Source organism: Dactylosporangium sp. NPDC051087 (assembly GCF_055586325.1).
In genome coordinates this window covers 368,650-390,958 of the sequence record NZ_JBVJIJ010000006.1, presented here as the reverse complement: position 1 = coordinate 390,958, position 22,309 = coordinate 368,650, and the positions used below count along the sequence as shown (strand labels likewise).

Here is a 22,309-nt window from a genome sequence, read left to right as displayed (position 1 = left end):
CTCGTGGTCCGCGTGGTTTCAGTGGGCGATGGTGCGGAAGGGGTGACCGCCGAGGTCGACGCGCCGCACGCCGCTGCGCCCCGCGCACGTCCACTCCAGGTCGAGGACCCATTCGACGTCGCCGGTCCGCGTGTGTACGACCATGTCGAACACCTCCGGATCAACGGGGCTGACCTTGAACGGGAAGTCGTCGCCGCCGTCGTGCCGGCGCAGGCACGGCTCGGGCTCGTCGAGGAACAGGTCGAACTGCCGGACCTGCAGGCTGCCGAGGTGCGGGTTGAAGTCGCCGGACGGCTCGCGCCGCGCGAGGACCACCGGCCGCAGCGCGTCGAGGACCACGGCCGGCATCCTGGGCGCCTCGACGATCAGCCGCACGCGGTGCCCGCTGCCCGGCACCTCCTCCGGACCGTCCGGCCCGCGGGTGACGACGTACCCGACGTCGTGCAGCTTGACGGTGACCGCCAACGGCCCCTGATCGTCCCCGCCCGGCGGACGGCGGCGCTCCTGTCGGTGCCGGGCCAGCTCGGCGAGCATCCGCACGTGCTCCTTGCGCCAGTGCGCGAGGTCGAGGTCCCCGGTGCCGCCGGCGTTGCGGTGGCACGCGGCGACGAACGCCGCCACGAACCCCCAGTCGGGCACGGTCCGGCCCTGCAGCTTGTCGTCGATGGTGGCCCGCGGATACGGCCGCCCCGCCTGCCGGGTCAGCCGCTCCAGCTCACGCAGCGAAGGCTCCCCCGCCAGCCGCCGGCAGCCACGGAGATGTTCGGCGAACGCCGCCAGAGCGGCCGGTGTGGACACCAGAAAATCGTAAGCGGCGAATACGCGACCGGACGTCCGGAAACTGTCCGGAGAACCACCACCCCGGACAGCACAGCTCGGCGTCCGCCATCCCCAGGTGGTGACCTCAGTCGGTCAGCGACACGGGGCGGCGGGGGTCACTCGTCGGGGCGGTGGTCGCCTGTGGTGCCGTCGAGGAGCTCTCGGAGGATGTCGAGGTGGCCGGTGTGGCGGGCGGTCTCCTCGATCATGTGGATCAGGACCCAGCGGAGGGTGACCGTCTCGCCATACCAGGCGGTGCCCGTGTCCTCGACGGACAGGGATTCGATGACGGCGTCGCAGGCGGTGCGGGCGCGGGCATAGAAGGCGAGCACGTCGGCCGTCGGCTCGCCTGGCTCGACGCGCAGGTCGGCCTCGGGGTCGTCGTCGCGGAACGGCAGGGGCTCGTGGTCGCGGGCGAACGTGTCGCAGAACCAGCTGTATTCGACGGCGGCGAGGTGCTTGACCAGGCCCAGCATCGTGCTGCCGGACGGGGTCATCGGCCGGCGCAGCTGCTCGTCGTCCAGGCCGTCGAGCTTCCACAGGACCACGTCGCGGTGGCGGTCGAGACTGGCGTGCAGGCTCTGCTTCTCATCGCCCAGGTAAGGCACCCGAATCGTCACGCGCGCACCATAACAGCCCGGTACGACACTTTCCCCCGGGTTTCGCCGCGGCCCGGCCGTTGCCACGTTTCGGCTGGTCCGGGGCGGGTCACGAATACGGGTGTGCGACGGACGACGGCGGCTGGGTTCGCGGTGGCGCTGGTCCTGGCCGCGGGCGGGCTGAGCCGGGCGGGCGGGGTGCCCGCACCTGCCACCGTGCCGGTGTCACCGGATCGGCCGGGCACTGCACCGGCGGGCACCGGGCCGGGTGCGGCGCGATCTTTTGTGGCGGGAGGCGGGCCTCGTACATCTGCCGCGTCCGCCAACGTGATGGACGGCTCGCCGCCGTTGCGGGTGTCGATCCCACGGCTGCGGGTGGGCAGCGACCTCGTCGAGCTCGGCCTCCTGCCGGACGGGACGATGGAGGTGCCCGACGACGCGGCCACGGTCGGCTGGTTCGCGGGAGGGCCGACGCCGGGGTCGCGCGGGCCCGCCGTCCTCGCCGGGCACGTCGACTGGAAGGGGCGGCCCGGGGCGTTCGCGCGGCTCGCCACGCTCGTCGCCGGTGACGAGGTGCGGGTGGAGCGGCTGGACGGCAGCGTCGCGGTGTTCGCGGTGACGACGTCCGGGCGGTATCCGAAGGACCGGTTCCCGACCGGTGCGGTGTACGGCCCGATCGACCACGCCGGGCTGCGGCTGATCACGTGCGGCGGGGAGTTCGACGCCAGGACCGGGCACTACCGCGACAATGTCGTCGTCTGGGCCGTCCTGCGGTCCTGAAACGGCTAGCGTTGACGGTGCCTGGGGGGCGACGCGGCGGGGGAATCACGGGTGCCGAAACCGATCGCGGTCACGCTGCGCCGGCAGTTCGTCTGGCTGCTTGTCGTCCTGTTGTCCGTCGGCGCCGCCAGGTTCTTCGCGGGGCATTACCTGACCGGCGTGTACGACGCGCAGCTGCGCGACCTCGCCGAGGCGCAGCGGGCCAACCAGCGGGTCCTGCAGGACCTCACCGACATCGAGACCGGTGTCCGCGGCTATCAGCTGACCGGCGACCCGCTGTTCCTCGAGCCGTTCCGGGCCGGCGCCGCGAGCTACCCGCGGGCCCACGCCGAGGCGCTGCGCACCGCCCCGGACGACCGGACCCGGGTCCTCGTCCGCGACCAGGACCAGGCGGCGCAGCGGTGGCTGGCGCAGGTCGCGTTGCCGATCAGTGCCCTGCCCGCCGGGCGGCCCGGCCTCGACGCGGACCGCAGTGTCCGGGGCAAGGAGCTGTTCGACGCGGTCCGGGCGGCGAACACGGCCGTGGGCACCGCCGTCGAGGAGGCGGGGGCGGCGGCGACGGCGGCGTACCACCGGGCCAGCGGCCTCCTGGAGGTGGCGCTCGCGCTGCTGGCGTTGCTGCCGGTGCTGGTCGCGCTGCGCATCTACCTGGCGGCGAAACGGATGCTGCTCGCGCCCCTGGCCCGGCTGCAGGACACCGTCGACCGGCGGGCGGCCGGCGACCACGACGCGCGGGCCGTCGTGGAGGGGCCGGCCGAGGTGCGGCGGCTCGGCACCGCGTTGAACGCCGGGTTCGACGCGGCGGGCGAGGTCGCGGCGCAGAAGGCGTATTTCGACGAGGTCCTGGACGGCATCGACGTCGCCGTCCTCACCACCGACGCGCAGGGCCGGGTCGTGCACGGCAACCGGGCGGCGCGCCGACTGGGCCTCACCGCGGTCCGCCGGCCCGTGTCCGGGCGGCAGGTCACCGCCGGCGACCGGTGCTTGGTCGTCGACGCCCGGCCGCTGTCCGGCGGGGCGGGCTGGGTCACCACCGGCCGCGACGTCACCGAGCTGCGGGAGCGGGACGCCGACCTGGCCGCGCTCGCCACCGACGACGTGCGCCGAGATCCTCACGGATGAGGTCGCCGTCAAGGGAGGATCCGCCTGTGTACGCCACCGCCCGCGACGCCGCCCTCGAACCCGCCCCGGTGGACGTGGCCGCGCTGGTCACCGGCCTGTCGCCCGCCGTTGCCGTACACGGGCTGCTGCTGGACATCCTGATCGGCGACGCGCTGCGGCACACGCCGCCGACGCGGACGTCCGCGTCTCGCCGGCGGACGGGGCTGCGAGCCGGACCAGACGCTGCCGGCCGGCCCGCCCGCCGCGCCGTGTGATGGACCACGCGGCCCGGATCGTCGCGTGGGCCTCGTGGTCGCGGACCGGGGCACCGGCATCCGCGCCGACCCGCGCGGCCGGTTGTCCGACCCGTCGTGCCGCGGTCCCGGCGACCGCAACACGGGTCCGGGCCCGGCGATCCGCCAGCGCGTCGTGGCCCGCCACGGCGGCAGGATCACCGCGTCGGACAACCCCGGCTGCGGCGCCCGTGCCAGGGTCACCCCGCCGCCGTCACGCGTCGCCCAGCCGGTCCCTTCCTGAGGCCGCCGCCGGTGTACGCCCAGCGCCGAGCACCACCACCAGGGCCAGCGCCCCGGCGATGACGAGCAGTCCGGCAGGATCGACGAGCCGCGCCCCGCTCTGCCACGGCGGCGCGCTGTTGCGGATCCAGGCGTGGCCGAGCGGGAGGAGCCCGTCGATCGCGGCGGCCACGACGGTCGCGGTGACCATCGCCGCGACCGCTGCCACGACGAGGGTCGCGCTGCCGTTCGCACCGCCGTTCGCGCTGCCGGTCGCCGTACCGCCGCGGCGTGCGAGGCGGTGCACGGCCACGCCGGCGACGGCCGTCATGGCGAGGAGGGCGGGCACGGTGCTGGACGCGACCCCGGGCAGCAGCGCCGCCGCCGCGAGCCACGCCGCGCCGCCCGCGAAGCCGCACGCGGCCGCCATCGCGACGCCCGGCAGGTCGCCGGTGCGGCGGCTGGTCGCGCGGACCGTCGCGAGCAGGACGAGCCCGAGCAGCCCGGCCCACACGGCGAGGACCGTCGTGGCGTCGCCGGTGCGGGGTGCCCCGTCGTGGGTGATCGGCGGGACGACCCGGAGCACCTGGGCCACGCCGAGCGTCTCGAGCGCGACCACGCACCCGACCGCCGCCCGGACGACGGCCGCCCGGCCGCTGTGTGCCGCCGCGGGGCCGACCGGGATCGCGGCGAGCAGCACGAGGACGGCCACGACCGCGACCATGACCTCGGCGCGCTGCCGCAGGACGTCGAACCCGACGTGCCGCGCGACCGTCGCCGCCGCGACCAGCACGCCCGCCGCCGCGAGCCACAGCGTCGCGGCCGCCGGGTGTCCGCTCAACCGCCCTGTCAGGGTCGTCATGAGCGCGACTCTAGTGGCAATTGTGGTGCCGGTCACATGTGGGCGGTCACGGGCAGCCGGGCCTGGCCGCCGGGGTCGTGCGGGTGCAGGACGGGGGCGCGGACAGGCGGTTGGTGGCGGCGACGCCGATGCCCGCGAGGGACATCACCGCCGCCGCGACGAGCAGGCACGGGCCCAGAAACGTCCTGAGCGTGCCGTGATCGGTCAGGGCGTCGGGCTCGGCAACGCGTTCGGATAACACGTTGGCAACGATCTCATAGCTGCTGGATATCGCGGTGTCGGCTGAACACCTGATTCCAGCGGCCGAAATACGGACGAACACGCAGATTCAGGGACGGACGGTGGCCCGGGCCGCGGCGGGGGTGTCGGCGGCGAGGGCGGCCTTGGCGAACTGGACGCACGCGTCGTAGGTGTGGGCGGCGAGCGCCTCACGGACCGCGGGGATGCTGCGGGCCGCCATCGACAGGCTGGTGACGCCGAGGCCGACGAGGACGAGGGCGAAGTCCGGGTCGGCGGCCGATTCGCCGCAGACGCCGACGGGTTTGCCGGCTTCGCGGCCGGCGGCGGCGCAGGCCGCGATGAGCGAGATCAGGGCCGGCTGCCAGGGGTCGAGCAGTTCGGCCAGGTCGCCGCACATGCGGTCGGCGGCGAAGGTGTACTGGCTGAGGTCGTTGGTGCCGATGCTGAGGAAGTCGACGTCACGCAGGACGGTGCCGGCGCGCAGGGCGGCGGCCGGGACCTCGATCATGACGCCGGTGGTGCGCAGGCCGGCGGCGCGGCAGTCGGCGGCGAAGGAGGACGCCTCGGCGGCGGTGGCGACCATCGGGGCCATGACCCACACGTCGGCGGAGGTGTCGGCGGCGGCCGCGGCGATCGCGGACAGCTGCGTGTCCAGGACCGACGGCATGGTGCGGGCCACGCGCAGCCCCCGGATGCCCAGCGCCGGGTTGGGCTCTTCCGCGAGGCGCAGGAACGGCAGGGGCTTGTCGGCGCCGGCGTCGAGGGTCCGCACGACGACCTTGCACCCGGGCAGGGCGGCGAACACCTCCCGGTAGGCGGCGACCTGCTCGTCGAACGAGGGTGGTTCGGTGCGGTCGAGGTACAGCAGCTCGGTGCGGAACAGGCCGACGCCCTCGACACCGGGGGCCAGGTCCCGGGCGGAGCCGATGTTGGCCAGCAGCGCGACGGGGTGCCTGTCGGCGGTCGCACCCGGCCCGGTCGAGGCGGAGCGGCGCTCCAGCAGGGCCCGCTGCGCGTCGTTGACCGACCTGACGGACAGGTCCGACAGGCCGACCGCGACGGCGCCGCTGGAGCCGTCGAGGCTGACCTGGACGCCGTCCTCGACGTCCAGCACGGACGCGCAGCGCACCACAGCGGGGATGCCGAGGGTGCGGGCCAGGATGGCGGTGTGGCTGGTCGGCCCGCCCTCGGCGGTGATCAGGCCGAGGACGACGGCGGGGTCGAGGCCGGCCGTGTCCGCCGGGGCGAGGTCGCGGGCCACCAGGATGAACGGGTGGCCGGGTGACGGCACCCCCGGCATCGGCAGGCCCAGGCAGGAGGCGACCAGCCGGTCGCGGAGGTCGTCGAGGTCGCTGACCCGCTCGGCGAGGTATCCCCCGGCGGCCTCGAACGCGGCCCGGTGCTCGGCGAGCGCGGCCGCGAACGCGTGGGGGGCCGCGGCCCCACCGTCGATCGCCGCGTCCACCGCCTCGAGCAGCATCTCGTCGTCGGCCATCAGGACCTGCGCGCGCAGCACCTCGGCGGCGGTGGCGTCCGCGGCGGCGTCGGCCCGGCGGGTCAGGTCGGCGACGACGGAGGCGACCGCCGTCCGGGCGGCGGCGTGCTCCACGGCGACGTCGATGACCGTCGGCGCGGGCGGCAGCGGGGGCGGCGGGGCCAGCCGGTGGACCGGCCCCGCGGCGCGTCCGGGGCTGACGCCGATGCCGTGCAGCTCAGGCATCTTCGGCGTCCAGGTCCCGCGCCAGCAGGTCCGCCAGGGCATCGACGGCGGCCTGCGCCCCGTCGCCGTCGGCTTCCAGGGTCACCTCGGTCCCCTTCTTCGCGCCGAGTGACAACACGGACAGCATGCTACGGGCCGGGACTGGCTTCTTCTCGCCGGTACGGATGGTGACCTGCACCGGCTGTTTCGCGGCGGCGGCGACGAACAGCGCGGCGGGGCGCGCGTGCAGGCCGCTGGCGGAGCCGACGAGGACGGTCCTGGTGGGCATCGACGACCTCCTACGGTTCGATGGTGACCTTGATGGCCTCGCCGCGGGCGACGATCCCGAAGGCGTCGAGGGCGTCCGCGAGGGGCAGGCGGTGGGTGATGAGGTCGGCGACGGGGACGGCGCCGGACGCGATGAGCCGCAGCGCCTCCTTGTTGTGGGCGGGGCTGGAGCCGTTGGCGCCGACGATGGTGAGCTCGCGGTAGTGCACGACGTTGGAGTCGACGGCGACGACGGGCTTGTCCTTGGGCAGGCCGCCGAAGAAGCTGATCCGGCCCTGCCGGGCGGTCATCTGCAGGGCCTGCTCCTGGGCGGCGCCGGACGCGGCGGCGGTGATGACGACGTCCGCGCCGCGGCCCTCGGTGAGCTTCAGGACCGCGTCGACGACGTCGGTCTCGGCGCCGCAGATCGCCGCGTCGGGCTGGACGAGCGCGGCGGCGAGGTCGAGGCGCTCCCGGTTGAGGTCGACGAGGAAGACCCGGTTGGCGCCGCGGGCGCGGGCGAGCCGGACGTGCAGGCAGCCGATCGGGCCGGAGCCGACGACGACCACGTCGTCGCCGTCGCCGACGCGGGCGAGGTTCTGGCCGTTGAGGACGCACGCCAGGGGTTCGGCGACGGACGCCTCGGCATAGCTGACGCCGTCGGGGATGCGGTTGAGCCCGTCGACGTCCAGGACGTTGTGCGGCACGACCATGTACTCGGCGAAGCCGCCGTCGAAGTGGTAACCCATCGACACCTGGTTGGAGCAGACGGTCATGTGCCCGCGGGTGCACTCGCCGCAGCGGCCGCACGGGATCGCCGCGATGACCTGGACGCGGTCGCCCTCGGCCCAGCCGGTGACGTCGGCGCCGACCTCGACGACCTCACCGGCGATCTCGTGGCCCATGACCCGGGGCGGCACGATGTGGTGGTGGCCGTGGTTGTAGATCTTCACGTCGGTGCCGCAGGTGGAGCAGGCCCGGACGCGGATCTTCACGTCGGCGGGGCCGGGGGCGGGCTCCGGGGCGTCCTCGATGCGGACGTCGCCGGGGGCATGGAAGGTCAGGACTTTCACGACTTCTCCAGGAGTTTCAGTACAGCGGCCGGATCGGTGGCGTTGCGCAGTGCCGCGGCGTCGTCGGGGTCCATCAGCACCTCCGCGAGGGAGGCGAGGATGTCGACGTGGCCGTCCCCGGCGGCGGCGATGGCGACACAGACGCGGACGTCGTTGCCGTCCCAGTCGACGCCGCCGGGGAAGCGCAGCACCGCGAGGGCGTCGCGGCGCACCGACTCCTTGCTGTTGAGCGTGCCGTGCGGGATGGCGACGCCCTCGCCGATGTAGGTGGAGATGCTCTGCTCGCGGGCGAGCATGGCGTCCACGTAGTCGGGGCTGACGGCGCCGACCTCGACGAGGACCTCGCCGCAGCGGCGGATCGCCTCGTCCCGCGATCCGGCCCGCTCCTGGAGCCGGATCGCGTCCTCGGTGAGCAGGTCACCCACTGAGCTCACCGCCGCGCTGGACGGCGTTGACCACCTTCGTCACCGCTGGGTCGCCGATGAACACCATGATGGGCACGATCACCTTGTCGGGGGCGCTGACCCGGGCCCGGGCGGCGAGGCCCTGGTGGCAGATGACCACGTCGGCGTCGGCGGGGATCTGGTTGACCGGGGTGTGCTCGACGGTGACGGCGTTCTTCGACAGCTGCCGGCGCAGGGTGCTGGCGAGCATGACGCTGCTGCCCATGCCGGCGTCGCACGCGACGACGACCTTTTTGATCGCGGTGCCGTTGATGGTGGGCATGTTCGCTATACCTCCTGGCGGGTGGTGTGCGCGGGGCCTGCTTCGACGACTTCGGCGTCGGTCGCCGCCACCGCGCCGGCCGCGTCGTCGTCCTCGGAGCCGGCCGGCGGTTCGCCGCGGCCGAAGCCCAGCAGGAGCGACGCGACGGCGAAGGTGACCGCGGCGGAGATCGCGATGCCGAGCAGGACGACGAAGTAGCCGCCCTTCGGGGTGACCGCCATGTAGGCGAAGATGCTGCCGGGTGCCGGGGTGGCGACGAGACCTGCGCCGGTGACCATGAACGTGCCGACGCCCGCGGCGCCACCGGCGATCATGGCGAGGATCAGCTTCGGCTTCATCAGCACGTACGGGAAGTAGATCTCGTGGATGCCGCCGAGGAACTGCACGATGATCGCGGCCGGGACGCTGGGCCGCAGCGCGCGGGGGCCGAAGAGCATGAACGCGAGCAGCAGGCCGAGGCCCGGGCCGGGGTTCGACTCGATCATGAACAGGATCGACTTGCCCTTGTCGGCGGCCTCGGCGACGCCGAGCGGGCCGAGCACGCCGTGGTTGATGGCGTTGTTGAGGAACAGCACCTTGGCCGGCTCGACCAGCACCGAGGTGAGCGGCAGCAGGTCCTTGTCGACGAGCCAGTCCACGCCCGAGCCGGCGCGCTTGGTGAGCCACTCGACGACGGGGCCGATGCCGTACACGCCGCCGATGGCCATCGCGCCGCCGATGATGCCGGCGCTGAAGTTGTCCACCAGCATCTCGAAGCCGGGCCGGATCCGGTTCTCGACCAGCCCGTCGAACAGCTTCAGGAGGTACGCGGTCAGCGGGCCGATGATCATCGCGCCGAGGAACATCGGGACGTCGGCGCCGATGACGAGGCCCATGGTGGCGACCGCGCCGACGACCGCGCCGCGCTGGCCGTGCACGAGCCGGCCGCCGGTGTAGCCGATGAGGACGGGCAGCAGCACGCTGATCATCGGTCCGACGAGGCCGGCGAGCTTCTCGTTGGGCAGCCAGCCGGTCGGGATGAACAGGGCCGTGATCAGCCCCCACGCGATGAAGGCGCCGATGTTGGGCATGACCATGGCGGCCAGGTAGCCGCCCACGCGTTGCACGGAGGCCTTGAAGCCGCCGCCTTGGACCTGCGGGGTGTAGGTCGACACGGGGGTTCTCCTTCAGGAGGGCGGACCGGAGCGCAGCAGGGGGCGGAGCTGGTCCGGCTGGGGGTGGATGGTGACGTTGTGGCGGATCAGGTCGGCGGGGCCGGGCATCCGGCTGCCGGGGAGGCTGACCGCGGCGGCGCCCCACGCGAGTCCTTCGGCGAGGGCGGCCGCGCCGTGCGCGCCGGCGGCGAGGAACCCGGCGAGGAGGGCGTCGCCGGCGCCGACGGTGCTGCGGGGCCGGGCGACGGGGCAGGTGCCGGTGACGACCCCGTCGGCGTCGACGAGGACGGCACCGTCGGCGCCGAGGCTGGCCACCACGGTCCCGGCGCCCCAGGTGCGCAGCTGCTGGGCGGCCTCGACGACGGCCGCGAGGTCCGGCAGCGGCGCGCCGATCACCTCGGCGAGCTCGTCCCGGTTGGGTTTGAGCAGGGTCGCCCCGGCGGTCGCCGCCTCGCGCAGCGCGGGTCCGCTGGTGTCCACGGCGACCCGGATGCCCGCGGCGCGCAGCCGCCGGCACAGCTGGGCGTAGGCGTCGGTCGGCAGCCCCGGGGGGACGCTGCCGCAGAGCACGACCCAGTCGGCGCTGCCGGCGCGGGTCAGGACGCGGTCGGTGATCTCGTCGAACTCGGCGCGGAACATCGCGGGTCCGGGCTCGTTGACCTTGGTCACGGTGCCGTCGGGCTCGGCCAGGGTGATGTTGGAGCGGGTCCGCCCGGTGATCGGGACGGCGAGGACCTCGACGCCCTCGGCCTTGAGCAGCCGGACGAGCTGGCTGCCCTCGTCGCCGCCGCACGGCAGGACCGCGACGGACGGCACGCCGTTGGCGAGCAGGGCGCGGGACACGTTGACGCCCTTGCCGCCGGGGTCGAGGTGGGCGGCGGTGGCCCGGATGACCTCGCCGCGGGTGAGCGCCTCGACCTCCACGGCCCGGTCGAGGCTGGGGTTGAGCGTGACGGTGACGATCATGCCCGGGTCACCCTCACACCGGCGGCCTCCAGGTCGCCGACGAGGTCGCTGTCGGCGACCGTGTCGGTGATGAGCAGGTCCAGGTCGGCGAGCTCGCCGAAGCGGGCCAGGTAGTCGTTGCCGAGCTTGGTGTGGTCGGCGAGCAGGACCGTGCGGCGGGCGGCGCGGATCATCGCCCGCTTCACGGCGGCCTCGGCCGGGTCCGGGGTGGTGAGGCCGCGCTCGACGGAGATGCCGTTGGTGCCGAGGAACGCCACGTCGACGTACAGGTCCGCGAGCGGCCGCAGCGACCAGTCGTCGACGGTGGCGAGGGTCTTGCCGCGGACCCGCCCGCCGAGCAGCAGCACGTTGAGGTTGGACCGGACGCCGAGCGTCGTGGCGATGACCGGGGAGTTGACCACCACGGTCAGCTCCCGGTCGGCGGGCAGCAGCGAGGCCAGGCGGGCGGTGGTGGTGCCCGCGTCGAGGATGATGGCGCCCTCCTCGGGCACCTCGGCGAGCGCGACCTTGGCGATGCGCTCCTTCTCCTCGATGAGGACCGCGTCGCGGGTCGCGAGGGCCGGCTCGAAGCCGATCCGCTCGACCGGGATCGCGCCGCCGTGCACCCGGCGCAGGACCCCGGCCCGCTCCAGCATGGTGAGGTCGCGGCGGATGGTCTCCGTCGTGACGTTGAGCTCGTCGGCCAGGCCCGCAACCTCGACCCGGCCCTGCGCGCGGGCGATCCGGAGGATCTCCTGCTGCCGTTCTTCGGCGTACATCGTGTTGTTTCACCTCCGTTTCGTTTTGCTTGTGCTTTGTTTACGCCCGCTTTTGTTGGAAGTCAAGAGTGGCCCGGTCACGAACCAGATGGCAAGCACCATCGACACCTGTCCCACGCCCGCCTTCAGCGCCGCCGTGCGCGCCGGGTCGCCGATCCACCAGATCCCCGCGCCGAGCAACACGCAGGTCAGCGCCCACGCGATCGCCGCCAGGCCGAACAGCCGCCACTCGTGCGCCCGCTTGTCCGTGGGTTTCTGTGGTTTCGGGCCGCCGGCGAAGCGGTGCGCGAACCGCACATCCGCCCAGCGGACCATGGAGTGCCCGAACGCGACGGAGAACCCCAGGTACAGCGCGGCGAGAGCGTGCCGCGAGCCGGCCGTGGCGCCGCCACCCAGATCGACGGCGCACGCGATCAGCAGCACCAGGTCGACCACGGGCACGAGCACCAGGACCACCGCACCGGTCCGCGGCATCCGCAGCGGGTACCGCAGCAGCAGCCCCAACCCGAGCACGACCCAGAACGCGATCTCACAACCGATGATGAATCCGATGACCATGTCACTGAGCGTTCCGTGCCGATCCCGCGATCGCGTCGGCCGTGGCGACGGCTCGCGCGTACATCCTTCGTCGCATATCGGATGGTGCGTCCGTAGTGATGGAATCGGGGGGTGAAAGGACGGATCGTCGACCTGGCGCTCGCCGGCGCCGGCCTGACCCTCGGCCTGCTGATGCTCGTCACCGGGCAGTACCAGCAGCAATGGGGCGCCGGCTGGCTGGTGCCACCCCTCGTGGTGTGCTGCGCGGCGATGCTGCTGCGGCGCACCGCTCCCCTCGCCTCGGTCCTCATCGGCACCGCCGCCGTCACGTTCGACGTGATCGTCGGCCCGTCGCTGGCCACGCCGCTGGTCTACACGCAGGTCCTCTACGACGCGTGCGTGCACGGCAAGCAGTCCCTGGCCCGGGCGCTGCTCGCCTGCTCGGTCGCCGGCTCCGTGATCACCGCCATGGTCGCGCTGGCCGTGTTCCGCGACGTGCAGGCGCTCGGCCTGGGGCTCCTCCTGGCCTTGGTCACCGTCGTCCCGGTCCTCACCGGCACCCACGTGCGGCACCACCGGGAGCAGGCCTCCATCGCCCGGCAGCTGGCCCGGCTCGCCGAGCTGGACCGGGCCAACGCCGTCGCCGGCGAACGCGCCCGCATGGCCCGCGAACTGCACGACGTCATCGCCAACCACCTCAGCGCCGTCGCCATCCACGCGACCGCCGCGCTCAGCGCCGACCTCGGCCCGGCGAAGACCCGCGACGCGCTGCAGGTCATCCGCGAGAACAGCGTCCGCGGCCTGGCCGAGATGCGCCAGCTGGTCGGGTTCCTCCGCGACCCCGCGGCCGGGTCCGCCGCCGAGGACGTCACCGCGGGCCTGGCCGACCTCGAGGACCTCGCGGGCAGGGCCCGGCGTTCCGGACTGCCGGTCGCGGTGTCGGTACGAGGTGAGCCCGCCGACCTCCCGACCTCGGTGGACCTGGCCGCCTACCGAATCGTGCAGGAGTCCCTCACCAACGCCCTGAAACACGGATCCGGCGGCCCCGTGTCCGTCGCCGTTCTCTATGCGCCGTCCACTGTGGACATCACGGTCTCGTCCGTCCTCGGGACTTCTTCCGGCGGTTCGGATGGTACGGGCGCCGGCGTGATCGGCATGCGGGAGCGGGCCGAGCTGCTCGGCGGGTCCCTGTCCGCGGGCCCGTGCGACGACCGCTGGCTGGTCTCGGCCAGCCTGCCACGCCGGGTCACCGTGTGATCCGGGTCCTCGTCGCCGACGACCAACCCGCGGTCCGCGCGGGCCTCGTCCTCATCCTCGGCTCCGCACCCGACCTGGAGGTGGTCGGCGAGGCGGCCGACGGACAGCAGGCGGTCGACCTCGCCGACTCGCTCCGCCCCGACGTCGTCGTCCTCGACGTGCGCATGCCCCGCCTCGACGGCATCGCCGCCACCCGCTCCATCGTCGGCCTCGGCGTCCCCGGCGTGCTCATCCTGACCACGTTCGACCTCGACGAATACGTCTTCGGCGCCCTGCGCGCCGGCGCCGCCGGCTTCCTGCTCAAGGACGCCTCCGCCGCCGACCTCCTCGCCGCGGTCCGGGCGGTCGCCCGCGGCGACGGCGTCATGGCCCCCGCCGTCACCCGCCGGGTCATCGCCACCTTCGCCGGCCCACCCGCGCCCCCGGTCGACCTCGCCAGCCTCACCGACCGCGAACGCGACGTCCTGCGCTGCCTCGGCGACGGCCTCTCCAACGCCGAGATCGCCACCCGCCTCGGCATCGCGGAGGCCACCACGAAGACCCACGTCAGCCGCGTCCTGGCCAAGCTCGGCCTGCGCAGCCGCGTCCAGGCAGCCATCGCCGCCCAGGGCCTCCCCGACCCCTACACCGGCTCGCCCGGCAGCAGCCCGTAGATCACACTGTCCCGGCGCCCACCCTGGAACGGCACCTGCGACCGCAGCAGCCCCTCACGGACGAACCCGCACCGCTCCGCGACCCGCTGCGACGCCGCGTTGTCCGGGCCGCACGTCAGCTCCAACCTGGCCAGCCCCAGCTCGCCGAACGCCCACCCGGCGATCAGCCGCACCGCCCGCGTCGCCGCACCCCGCCCCCGGCCCCGCGGCCCGAGCCAGTACCCGACCGCCGCCGTGCCCCGGTCCAGCCGGATCTCGTGCAGCGAAACCCCACCGAGCAGCGCGCCCGGCCCGCCCGCGTCGACCACCGCCAGGTGGAACGCCTCGCCCTGCCGCAGCGCCGCCTCCATCCCGGCGAGGTGCTCCCGCGCGTCCGCCTCCGTCATCGGCTCGTCCCGCCACGAGAACCGCCGCATCACCGGATCACCGAACGCCGCCACCAGCCCCGCGACGTCCCCCTCATCCCAGCTCCGCAACCGCACCCCGTCCCCCACCAACCGCGGCAACGGCACCCGGATCATCGGCACAGCAGACCCCCCATTCCCACACGACCGTCAGATTGCTCGATATCGTCCCTGACGGACAAACCCGCCGAACGCCTTCACGGCGCCCGTCGCAGGAGAGGGCCGAGGGCTTCACGGTCGGCCGGTCTCGCCCGCTCGGCCCAGTCCGCGACCGGCACCCTCAGGTGCTCGTAACAGGCGACGGTGTCGTCGACGTCCGCGCCCGCGGCGATCAGGGTGCGGATCACCTCGACGCTGCCCATACCGTGCACGGCGGCGGGCAGCGGGGCGACGCCATGGACGTCGCGGGCGTTCACGTCCAGGCCCGCGTCGAGCAGCCGCCGCAGGAGCGCCGGGTCGTCCAGGTGCGCCGCCAGGTGCAGCAGCGTGCGGCCCCGGTCGTCGCGGACGTGCGGGTCGACACCCGCGTCGAGCAGCGCGGTCACACCGTCGGCGTCGCCGTGCAGCGCCCGCTGCGTCAGTTCCCGCCGCAACTGCCGCAGCTGCCGAGGGAGCCGGCCCACGCCGGAGCGCCACGCCACCTCGACCGCGAAGCACCCGTCCACGGTCCCGCCGAGCGCGCGCAGCACCGTCTCCCGGCGCCGTTCCTCCTCACTGTGCGGGCTCCGAATCGCGCCGCCGTCCATGCGTACCTCGTGCCATTCGGAGCGGCAGCGCACCCGTACCGGCGGCGGCGACACCACCGATGGAGGGCCGGCGGGCCGCACGTCGGCGCCCGGGAAGAACGCGGCGTGCACGAGTGGGTGCAGCTCGTCCGGGATGAGCAGGCCGAGCCTGAGCAGCAGCGCGTCGATCGGGACACCGAGGCGGTCGAGCGGCACGTGCGGGCCGGGCCTTGGATACCAGCCGCCGAGGAACACCAGCCGCATCCGCTCGGCCGTGACACCTTCGAACGCCAGGAACGACGTATCGCCGTAGCCCGCCGTCACCCTGTCGACACCGGCCGAGACACCGGCGCGGCGGATCGCGTTGACCATCTCCGGCAACCGGCACCAGAAGCCCGATGTCATCACTGACCGCCGGTCCCGGTGCCAACGCTCCGGCATCGCGGGAACGTCGACGCCGAGCAGATCCCATGCCTCGTCGAGCCAGCCGGTGTCCTGCAGCTCCTGCACGCGGGTCGCGGTCGCGCTCACCTCCACCGGCCCCGTGACACCCGGAATGCCGTCCATGCCGTGGTACGCCAGCAGGTCACCGGCACGGCGGGCGTCCCACAGATGCCGCTGCGCGGTCAGGTCGCCTCCCTCGTACCAGGCCCGGCTGCCGTCGCTTTCGTCGTCGAAGGCCAGCTCGCGGTCGACACGGTCCGGCTCCTCCGCGGTCGCGAACAGCCGCAGCTGCTGCCGCCCGGACACCGGAGATCACGGCTTGACATGTGACCTTTTGGTCACATAACTTTGGGTGGTGGATGACGACGACCGCGTCTTCAAGGCTCTTGCCGATGCGAGTCGGCGTTTCCTGCTTGACCTGCTCTTCGCGCGTGACGGCCGCACGTTGACGGAGTTGGAGTCGGAGCTGGAGATGTCGCGCTTCGGAGTCATGAAGCACCTGAAGGTGCTCGAAGAGGCAGGGCTGGTCGTGACCCGCCGGATGGGGCGGGAGAAGTTGCACTTCCTCAACCCGATCCCGATCCGCCAGGTGCACGACCGGTGGATCGACAAGTACACCGAGCACCACGTGACCGCACTGCTGGAACTGAAGGCCGAACTCGAAGGGGACAACCCGTGAGCAGCACGCAGATTTACAAGGTCTACATCAAGGCGACCCCGCAGAAGATCTGGGACGCGATCACCACCCCCGAGTGGACCTCGCGGTACGGGTACCGCGGCGCCAACCACATGGAGCTGCGCCCGGGCGGTGAGTTCCGGGGCATGTCGAACGAGGGCATGATCGCCGCGGGCGCGCCCGAGCTCGGTGTCGACGGTGAGATCGTCGAGGTCGAGGCGCCATTCCGGCTCGTGCAGACGTGGCGGATGCTGATGGACCCGAACCACGTGCCCGAGGGGTTCACGCGGCTGACGTACGAGCTGAAAGAGGGCAAGGACGGGGTCACCTCGCTGACGGTGACCCACGAGATCGGTGACGAGCCGGGTCTGGCGTCGATGCTGGCGGGCGAGCTGGAGGACATGGGCGCCGGTGGTGGCTGGCCGTGGATTCTCAGTGACCTCAAGACGCTCGTGGAGACCGGCACCGCGATGACGGGCTGACCACGAAGGTGATGCGGGCGACGCCGGGAATGATCGTCAGTAGCGGAACCGGCGGACCAGGGCCTGCAGGTCGGCGGAGACGCGGGAGAGGTCGCCGGCCGCGGTGCCGATGCCGGTGACGCCGTCGGTGGTGGTGCGGGCGGCGGAGGCGACGGCGGCGACCTCCCGGGACGCGTCGTCGCTGCTGGTGGCGACGCCGGTGATGGTGCGGCTCATCTGGGCGGTGGTGGCGGTCTGCTGCTCGATGGCGGACGCGATCGTCGTCTGCAGCTCGCAGATCCTGGTGATGACGTCGGCGATCTCGTTGATCGCGGCGACCGCGCCGGTCGTGTCGGCCTGGATGGCGGTGATGCGGGCGGCGATGTCGTCGGTGGCGCGGGCGGTCTCGCCGGCGAGGTCCTTCACCTCGCCGGCGACGACGGCGAAGCCGAGGCCGTGCCGGCCGGCGCGGGCCGCCTCGATGCTCGCGTTGAGCGCCAGGAGGTTGGTCTGCCGGGCGATGCCGCTGATGACCTCGGCCATGTCGCCGATCTGCCGGCTGGACCCGTCGAGCTTGTCGACGGTGGCGGTGACGGCGGAGGCGAGCGTACCGGCGTTGGCCGCGACCCGGGCCGCCTCGTGGGCGCTGGCGGAGATCTCGGCGATGGATGCGCCCATCTGCTCGGTGCCGGCGGCGACGGTCTGCACGCTGCGGGAGATCTCGCCGGTGGCGCTGGTGACGGCGGCGGCGCGGGTCGCGGAGTCGGTGGCCGACACCTGCAGCGCCGCGGACACCTCGGTCAGCTGTCCCGAGGAGGCGGCGACGACGTGGGCGCGGTCGTCGACGGAGCGCATCGCGTCGGCGAGGCCGGCGGCGAAGCGGTTGAAGGCGGCGGCGATCGTGGCGAGCTCGTCGCGGCCGCGCTCGTCGAGGCGGGCGGTGAGGTCGCCGTCGCCGTCGGCGATGTCGGTGAGGCGGGCGTCGAGGGCGCGCAGCGGCCGGGCGATGCCGCGGATCACGACGAGGGCGCTGGTCACGGCGAGGATGAGGCCGGTGAGGCCGGTGAGCCACATGACCCTGCGGCTGCGGTCGGCGGTGGCGGCGGCGTCGGCGGCGACGGCGAGGCCCCGGGCGGTGACGTGGGCGGCGAGGTCGTTGGTCGCGGTGGCGGCGTCGCTGAACGCGGTGATCGAGTCGCCGGAGGCGAGGTCGTCGGCGGCGGCCTTCGCCTCGGGGGTGCCGGTCCGGTAGCCGGCGATCATCTCGTCGTCGATGGCCATGAAGCGGTCGAACGCGGCGACGGCCTGTCGCAGCAGGGTCTGCTCGTCGGCGGTGAGGGCGGCGCCGGCGGTGGTGGCGAACGCCGCGCGCAGGGCGTCGGCGGCGATGAGGAACTCCTTGCGCTGGCCGACGGTGTCGTCGAGCGCGTTCGGTACGCCGCGGTCGTAGTCGAACGCGTAGCCGGTCTGCCAGCCGGAGATGTCCGCGACGCGGAACTTCGCCTCGAGGACCACCGCGGACAGCCGCATCGCGCGGGTGGTCTGCTCGCTCGCGGTGCGCTGGGTGCCGAAGCCGGTGACCGCGGTCGCGAGCAGTACGCCGGAGACCAGGGTGCCGATCGCGGCGAGCAGGAGGATGCGGGTCGTGATCCGCCAACGTCGCATCGCGCCGGTCACCTTCGATTCCTGGTTCAGCCGCACGGATCTCGTGCCACAGTGGGGATCGGCGGCCGGCGCCGTGAGCTGAGGGTGCGCCCAGTCACGCAGCGATACATCCCATGTATCGGGAACCGATGGCCGCATGATCGCGGGTACATCGGACGTTGCAGGCATTGACGAAGGAAGACGTCCAATGTTAACTGCATGTCACATGGGACTCGACGGCGCGAGGTTCCCGCTGCAACGTATGCGAAGGAGAGTTTCTGTGGGCAAGCCCCGCCGACTCGCCCTCCTGGCGGCCGCCACCGTCCTGATGGGCACGCTCGTCACTCTGATCCACGGCCAGAACGCGACCGCGTCGACGACCGACGAGGCGTTCAACCCCGGCACCGGAGCGCTCGACGTCAACTACGGCTCCTATCTGAGCAAGCACGACCTCGTGTACAACAGCCCGCAGACGAACCCGCTGTACGGGCTCACCGTCGGCAACGGCAAGACCGGCGCGATGGTCTGGAACGCCAACGGGCTCACGATGCAGGTCTCCGGCGTGGACCTGTCGCCGCAGTCGGCGTACGCGGCCGGCCTGGTCAACCTCAACACCAGCCCCGGTCTCGACGCTGGGGTCAGCAGCTATCAGCAGCGGCTGTCGCTGTACGACGGGACGCTGACGACGAAGTACGACTCGAACCGCACCGTCACGGTCATGGGCGTGCCCGGGACCGAGGTCATGGGCGTGCACGTCGAGGACGGCCGCACCGGGCAGGGCACCACCACCCTCGACCTGAGCATGTGGGACCCGAACTCGGTGACCAACAGCGCCGACGTGCCGAACCTCGACACGTGGAAGCAGGTCAGCACGTTCGCCGACGCGACCGCCGCCGGGTTCAGCCGCGGGCAGAACGACCCGAACAACTTCGGCTACACGCTCGCCGCGACGGTGGAGGGCGCCGCGTACAGCACGCAGGTCGTCAACGGCACGCGGGTGCGGCTGAACATCACGCCGACGTCCAGCTACACGATCTGGTTCACGGCGGCGAGCCGGGTCAACTCCCCCGGCGCGAACTCCGTCACGCAGGCGCGCAACCAGCTCGCCTCGGCGAAGAGCACCGGCTACCTGACCAACCTGAACAACTACCGCAACTGGTGGCACGCGTTCTGGGCGAAGTCGTTCGTGCAGTACTCCGGCGCCGCCGGTACCGGCGACTACCTGGAGAACGTGTACTACCTGTCGACGTACATGATCGCCGCGGGTGGCTACGGCAACTATCCGATGCACTTCATCAACGGCGCGTTCCGGGCGACCGAGGACCGCACGAAGTGGAGCAACGGCTACTGGTTCTGGAATCAGCGGGACGTCTACAACTCGTTCCTCGCCTCGAACCACGTCGATCTGTTCGCGACCGAGAACAGGCTGTACAGCCGCAATCTCAACGCGTTGAAGGCCTATACCCAGACCAGGTACGCGATCGACGGGTTGTGGGTGCCGGAGACGATGGGCTGGGACGGCAACGCGCGCGGCACCGTCGGCAGCGACTACGTCAACGACATCTACTCCACCGGCACCGAGGCCGCCTACAACATGTACCTGCAGTACCGGTACACCAACGACACCGCGTACCTGCAGAACACGGCGTATCCGTACATGAAGGAAGCGGTGAAGTTCTACCAGTCGAAGCTCAGCTACGACTCCGGCACCGGCCGCTACTACATGGCGACGTCGAACGCGCACGAGACGTACTGGGACGTGAAGAACGCGATCACGGACCTCGCCGCGGTGCGGCTGCTGTTCCCGCTCACCATCCAGGTCAGCAACCAGCTCGGCCTGGACTCGGGGCTGCGCGCCGGATGGCAGAACGTGCTCGACCGGATCGAGCCGTACAAGACCAGCAACGGTGCGTGGCTGCCGCACGACCCGCCCGCGCCGGCGCAGCAGCGCAACGGTGAGAACGTCACGTCGGAGCTGATCTGGCCGTACGACCTGACGGGCATCGGCGCGCCGGACTACCAGACCGCGCTCAACAGCTGGAACACGCGGCCGAACCCGTACAGCAACGTGTGGGCGAACGACGCGGTCCAGGCGGCCCGGCTCGGCCTCGGCGACCAGGCGCTGTCGGGCATGAAGCTGATGCTGCAGCGGTATCAGAACTACCCCAACGGCATGACCAACAACACCAACGGCGTGTTCGAGTACCTCGGCGTGCACCTCGCGGCGATGAACGAGACGCTGCTGCAGTCGTACAACGACAAGATCCGGGTGTTCCCGGCGGCGCCGAACGACGCGAACTTCGCCGGGAAGTTCACGCTGCTGGCGAAGGACGGCTTCCAGGTCAGCTCGGAGCGTGAGGGCAACGAGACGAAGTACGTGGGGATCAAGAGCCTCTACGGCAAGCAGGCGCGGGTGGTGAACCCGTGGGGCACCGCGGAGATCCGCGTCCGGCGCGCGTCGGACAACGTCACGCTGACCACGTCGACCGCCGGTGAGGTCACCTTCGCCACCGCCGCCAACACGGTGTACATCGTCGAGCGGACCGCGAAGCCGTTGACGTCCTACACCTCGACGTCGCTGTCGGGCACCGCCAACAACGGCGTCAAGTCCCTGTCGGGCACCGCGTCCACGCTCGGCACCGGCGGCGCCGGCACGCCGGGCCTGGTGAACAACACGGCGCTGACGTACGACGCGAACTGGCACCTCACGACCGGCCGCGGCTACGGCGACTACAACGACGACACCCACCACTCGAACACCGTCAACGCCGCCGCCAGCTACACGTTCACCGGCACCGGCGTCGAGGTGCTGTCGGAGCGGTTCAGCGACATGGGCAACGTCGACGTCTACATCGACGGCGCGTTCCAGGCCAACGTCAACCTGAACGCGTCAGGCGCCCGCCAGGTGCAGCAGGTGGTGTACAGCAAGACGGGCCTGACCAACGGCACCCACACCATCCGGATCGTCAACAAGACGACCTCGGTCGGCATGGTCGACGCCCTGCGGATCATCACCGGTGGCACCCCGCCGGTCGCCGGGCAGTCGCTGATGGCGCAGGTCAACAGCCGGTACGTCACCGCCGGGTCCGGAGCGCTGATCGCGAACAAGACCACGGTCGGCACCGCGGAGCTGTTCGAGGTCGTCGACCTGGGCAACGGCACCGTCGCCCTGAAGGCCAAGGCCAACGGCCAGTTCGTCTGCGCGGAGAACGCGGGCGCCAACCCGCTCGTGGCCAACCGGCCGACGGCCGGCGCGTGGGAGACGTTCCGGCTGATCCGCAACTCCGACGGCACCGTCAGCCTGCAGGCGACCGTCAACAACAAGTACGTCGTCGCGGAGAGCGCCGGCGCCGCCGCGCTCATCGCCAACCGCGACGCGATCGGCCCGTGGGAGAAGTTCAACCTCTCTTCCTGACGTGTCGCAGCGGGGCGGGCCGGTGGGCCCGCCCCGCCTTTTTGTTTGAGGGTTGACTGTTAGATCTCTAACTCTTAGAGTTCTAAACATGGACGCACCCCGGCTCACCACCACGCTCGACCTGCTGCGCTGGATCGGATGGGCTCAGCGCAAGGCGGGCGAGGACTGGATCCGGGCCCGTGAGCTCAGCCACGAGCAGGGCTTCGTGCTCGGATACCTGGTGCAGAACCCCGGCGCGATCCAGCGCGACATCGCCGAGATCACCCGGACCAGCGCGGCGAGCGTGTCGAGCCTACTGCAGGGGCTCGAGCGCCGCGAGCTGGTCGAGCGGCGGACCGACCCGGCCAACGAGCGCAGCAAGCGGGTCCACGCGACGCCGGCCGGTGCCGCGCTGATCGCCGGGTTCGACACCGCGATGGCGGCCGCCGAGGAGACGATCCTCGCCCCGCTGGACGAGGACGAGCGGGCCGCGCTGCACGCACTGCTCTCGAAGATCACCGCGGAGCTGCCGCAACCGACGCGGTCGTAGCCGCC

26 protein-coding genes are annotated in these 22,309 nt (G+C 72.4%); 10 read left to right on the top strand and 16 right to left on the bottom strand.

Features of this window, described 5'->3' with window-relative positions:
- Window positions 1–18: 18 nt before the first annotated feature.
- Together ACZ6TV_RS14760 and ACZ6TV_RS14755 are read right to left on the bottom strand one after the other, a co-directional pair.
- The gene (locus ACZ6TV_RS14760; protein ID WP_465297678.1) at window positions 19–798 is read right to left on the bottom strand and encodes a hypothetical protein; all 780 of its coding nucleotides are present in this window, start codon (window positions 796–798) and stop codon (window positions 19–21) included.
- Window positions 799–935: 137 nt separating this feature from the next.
- Window positions 936–1,439, bottom strand: a complete 504-nt coding sequence (locus tag ACZ6TV_RS14755; protein WP_465297677.1) for a DinB family protein — start codon at window positions 1,437–1,439, stop codon at window positions 936–938.
- Window positions 1,440–1,748: 309 nt separating this feature from the next.
- Here ACZ6TV_RS14755 and ACZ6TV_RS14750 point away from each other — a divergent pair, with 309 nt between their 5' ends.
- Genes ACZ6TV_RS14750 through ACZ6TV_RS14735 form a run of 4 tightly spaced genes read left to right on the top strand, consistent with a single transcriptional unit; the run spans window position 1,749 to window position 3,836 of the window.
- Window positions 1,749–2,198: a class F sortase gene (locus tag ACZ6TV_RS14750; protein ID WP_465297676.1), complete on the top strand. Its 450-nt coding sequence runs from the start codon at window positions 1,749–1,751 to the stop codon at window positions 2,196–2,198.
- 51 nt (window positions 2,199–2,249) lie between these two features.
- Window positions 2,250–3,320, top strand: coding sequence for a CHASE3 domain-containing protein (locus tag ACZ6TV_RS14745; protein WP_465297675.1), 1,071 nt, complete (start codon window positions 2,250–2,252; stop codon window positions 3,318–3,320).
- 26 nt (window positions 3,321–3,346) lie between these two features.
- A complete protein-coding gene (locus tag ACZ6TV_RS14740; RefSeq protein WP_465297674.1) occupies window positions 3,347–3,574 on the top strand; it encodes a hypothetical protein in 228 nt (75 codons plus the stop codon).
- 25 nt (window positions 3,575–3,599) lie between these two features.
- Window positions 3,600–3,836: an ATP-binding protein gene (locus ACZ6TV_RS14735; RefSeq protein WP_465297673.1), complete on the top strand. Its 237-nt coding sequence runs from the start codon at window positions 3,600–3,602 to the stop codon at window positions 3,834–3,836.
- On the opposite strand, the gene ACZ6TV_RS14730 is transcribed toward ACZ6TV_RS14735, so the two are convergent.
- The 11 genes from ACZ6TV_RS14730 to ACZ6TV_RS14680 all read right to left on the bottom strand — a co-directional run bounded on the left by ACZ6TV_RS14730 (window position 3,807) and on the right by ACZ6TV_RS14680 (window position 12,117).
- A complete protein-coding gene (locus ACZ6TV_RS14730; protein WP_465297672.1) occupies window positions 3,807–4,676 on the bottom strand; it encodes a hypothetical protein in 870 nt (289 codons plus the stop codon). The genes ACZ6TV_RS14735 and ACZ6TV_RS14730 overlap by 30 nt on opposite strands.
- A 46-nt stretch (window positions 4,677–4,722) precedes the next feature.
- Window positions 4,723–4,917: a hypothetical protein gene (locus tag ACZ6TV_RS14725; protein WP_465297671.1), complete on the bottom strand. Its 195-nt coding sequence runs from the start codon at window positions 4,915–4,917 to the stop codon at window positions 4,723–4,725.
- Window positions 4,918–5,004: 87 nt separating this feature from the next.
- Window positions 5,005–6,636, bottom strand: coding sequence for a phosphoenolpyruvate--protein phosphotransferase (gene ptsP, locus ACZ6TV_RS14720; protein ID WP_465297670.1), 1,632 nt, complete (start codon window positions 6,634–6,636; stop codon window positions 5,005–5,007).
- Window positions 6,629–6,904, bottom strand: coding sequence for an HPr family phosphocarrier protein (locus ACZ6TV_RS14715; RefSeq protein ID WP_465297669.1), 276 nt, complete (start codon window positions 6,902–6,904; stop codon window positions 6,629–6,631). Before ACZ6TV_RS14715 ends, ptsP begins: the two co-directional genes overlap by 8 nt.
- A gap of 10 nt (window positions 6,905–6,914) precedes the next feature.
- A complete protein-coding gene (locus ACZ6TV_RS14710) occupies window positions 6,915–7,955 on the bottom strand; it encodes a zinc-dependent dehydrogenase (protein WP_465297668.1) in 1,041 nt (346 codons plus the stop codon).
- Entirely contained in the window at window positions 7,952–8,380 is a 429-nt protein-coding gene (locus tag ACZ6TV_RS14705; protein WP_465297667.1) for a PTS mannitol transporter subunit IIA, read from the bottom strand. The genes ACZ6TV_RS14710 and ACZ6TV_RS14705 overlap by 4 nt, the downstream gene beginning before the upstream one ends.
- Window positions 8,373–8,681 carry a PTS lactose transporter subunit IIB gene (locus ACZ6TV_RS14700; protein WP_465297666.1) on the bottom strand — a complete coding sequence of 103 codons (309 nt, stop codon included), beginning with the start codon at window positions 8,679–8,681 and terminating at the stop codon, window positions 8,373–8,375. The genes ACZ6TV_RS14705 and ACZ6TV_RS14700 overlap by 8 nt, the downstream gene beginning before the upstream one ends.
- Before the next feature lie 5 nt (window positions 8,682–8,686).
- The gene (gene mtlA, locus ACZ6TV_RS14695) at window positions 8,687–9,835 is read right to left on the bottom strand and encodes a mannitol-specific PTS transporter subunit IIC (RefSeq protein ID WP_465297665.1); all 1,149 of its coding nucleotides are present in this window, start codon (window positions 9,833–9,835) and stop codon (window positions 8,687–8,689) included.
- A 12-nt stretch (window positions 9,836–9,847) separates the two neighbouring features.
- Window positions 9,848–10,801: a 1-phosphofructokinase gene (gene pfkB, locus ACZ6TV_RS14690; RefSeq protein WP_465297664.1), complete on the bottom strand. Its 954-nt coding sequence runs from the start codon at window positions 10,799–10,801 to the stop codon at window positions 9,848–9,850.
- Window positions 10,798–11,559, bottom strand: a complete 762-nt coding sequence (locus ACZ6TV_RS14685; RefSeq protein WP_465297663.1) for a DeoR/GlpR family DNA-binding transcription regulator — start codon at window positions 11,557–11,559, stop codon at window positions 10,798–10,800. The genes pfkB and ACZ6TV_RS14685 overlap by 4 nt, the downstream gene beginning before the upstream one ends.
- Window positions 11,560–11,568: 9 nt before the next feature.
- Window positions 11,569–12,117 (bottom strand): hypothetical protein, encoded by a 549-nt coding sequence (locus ACZ6TV_RS14680; RefSeq protein WP_465297662.1) that lies wholly within the window; start codon window positions 12,115–12,117, stop codon window positions 11,569–11,571.
- Between the two features lie 111 nt (window positions 12,118–12,228).
- Here ACZ6TV_RS14680 and ACZ6TV_RS14675 point away from each other — a divergent pair, with 111 nt between their 5' ends.
- Both ACZ6TV_RS14675 and ACZ6TV_RS14670 read left to right on the top strand, forming a co-directional pair.
- A complete protein-coding gene (locus tag ACZ6TV_RS14675) occupies window positions 12,229–13,353 on the top strand; it encodes a sensor histidine kinase (protein ID WP_465297661.1) in 1,125 nt (374 codons plus the stop codon).
- Window positions 13,350–14,006 (top strand): response regulator, encoded by a 657-nt coding sequence (locus ACZ6TV_RS14670; protein ID WP_465297660.1) that lies wholly within the window; start codon window positions 13,350–13,352, stop codon window positions 14,004–14,006. Before ACZ6TV_RS14675 ends, ACZ6TV_RS14670 begins: the two co-directional genes overlap by 4 nt.
- On the opposite strand, the gene ACZ6TV_RS14665 is transcribed toward ACZ6TV_RS14670, so the two are convergent.
- Together ACZ6TV_RS14665 and ACZ6TV_RS14660 are read right to left on the bottom strand one after the other, a co-directional pair.
- Window positions 13,976–14,482, bottom strand: coding sequence for a GNAT family N-acetyltransferase (locus ACZ6TV_RS14665; RefSeq protein WP_465297659.1), 507 nt, complete (start codon window positions 14,480–14,482; stop codon window positions 13,976–13,978). The two genes, ACZ6TV_RS14670 and ACZ6TV_RS14665, sit on opposite strands and share 31 nt — an antisense overlap.
- Before the next feature lie 125 nt (window positions 14,483–14,607).
- Complete coding sequence (locus ACZ6TV_RS14660; protein WP_465297658.1) at window positions 14,608–15,885, bottom strand: ankyrin repeat domain-containing protein; 1,278 nt, start codon at window positions 15,883–15,885, stop codon at window positions 14,608–14,610.
- 49 nt (window positions 15,886–15,934) lie between these two features.
- Here ACZ6TV_RS14660 and ACZ6TV_RS14655 point away from each other — a divergent pair, with 49 nt between their 5' ends.
- Both ACZ6TV_RS14655 and ACZ6TV_RS14650 read left to right on the top strand, forming a co-directional pair.
- Window positions 15,935–16,258 carry an ArsR/SmtB family transcription factor gene (locus tag ACZ6TV_RS14655; protein WP_465297657.1) on the top strand — a complete coding sequence of 108 codons (324 nt, stop codon included), beginning with the start codon at window positions 15,935–15,937 and terminating at the stop codon, window positions 16,256–16,258.
- Window positions 16,255–16,737: an SRPBCC domain-containing protein gene (locus ACZ6TV_RS14650; RefSeq protein WP_465297656.1), complete on the top strand. Its 483-nt coding sequence runs from the start codon at window positions 16,255–16,257 to the stop codon at window positions 16,735–16,737. The genes ACZ6TV_RS14655 and ACZ6TV_RS14650 overlap by 4 nt, the downstream gene beginning before the upstream one ends.
- Window positions 16,738–16,773: 36 nt before the next feature.
- Here the strand turns inward: ACZ6TV_RS14650 and ACZ6TV_RS14645 are convergent, their stop codons facing one another.
- On the bottom strand, window positions 16,774–18,381 hold the full coding sequence (locus ACZ6TV_RS14645; RefSeq protein ID WP_465297655.1) for a methyl-accepting chemotaxis protein: 1,608 nt from the start codon (window positions 18,379–18,381) through the stop codon (window positions 16,774–16,776).
- Between the two features lie 259 nt (window positions 18,382–18,640).
- Between ACZ6TV_RS14645 and ACZ6TV_RS14640 the strand changes: the two genes are divergently transcribed.
- Together ACZ6TV_RS14640 and ACZ6TV_RS14635 are read left to right on the top strand one after the other, a co-directional pair.
- On the top strand, window positions 18,641–21,775 hold the full coding sequence (locus ACZ6TV_RS14640) for a glycosyl hydrolase family 95 catalytic domain-containing protein (RefSeq protein WP_465297654.1): 3,135 nt from the start codon (window positions 18,641–18,643) through the stop codon (window positions 21,773–21,775).
- 88 nt (window positions 21,776–21,863) lie between these two features.
- Window positions 21,864–22,304, top strand: coding sequence for a MarR family winged helix-turn-helix transcriptional regulator (locus ACZ6TV_RS14635; protein ID WP_465297653.1), 441 nt, complete (start codon window positions 21,864–21,866; stop codon window positions 22,302–22,304).
- The last annotated feature ends 5 nt before the right edge of the window (window positions 22,305–22,309 follow it).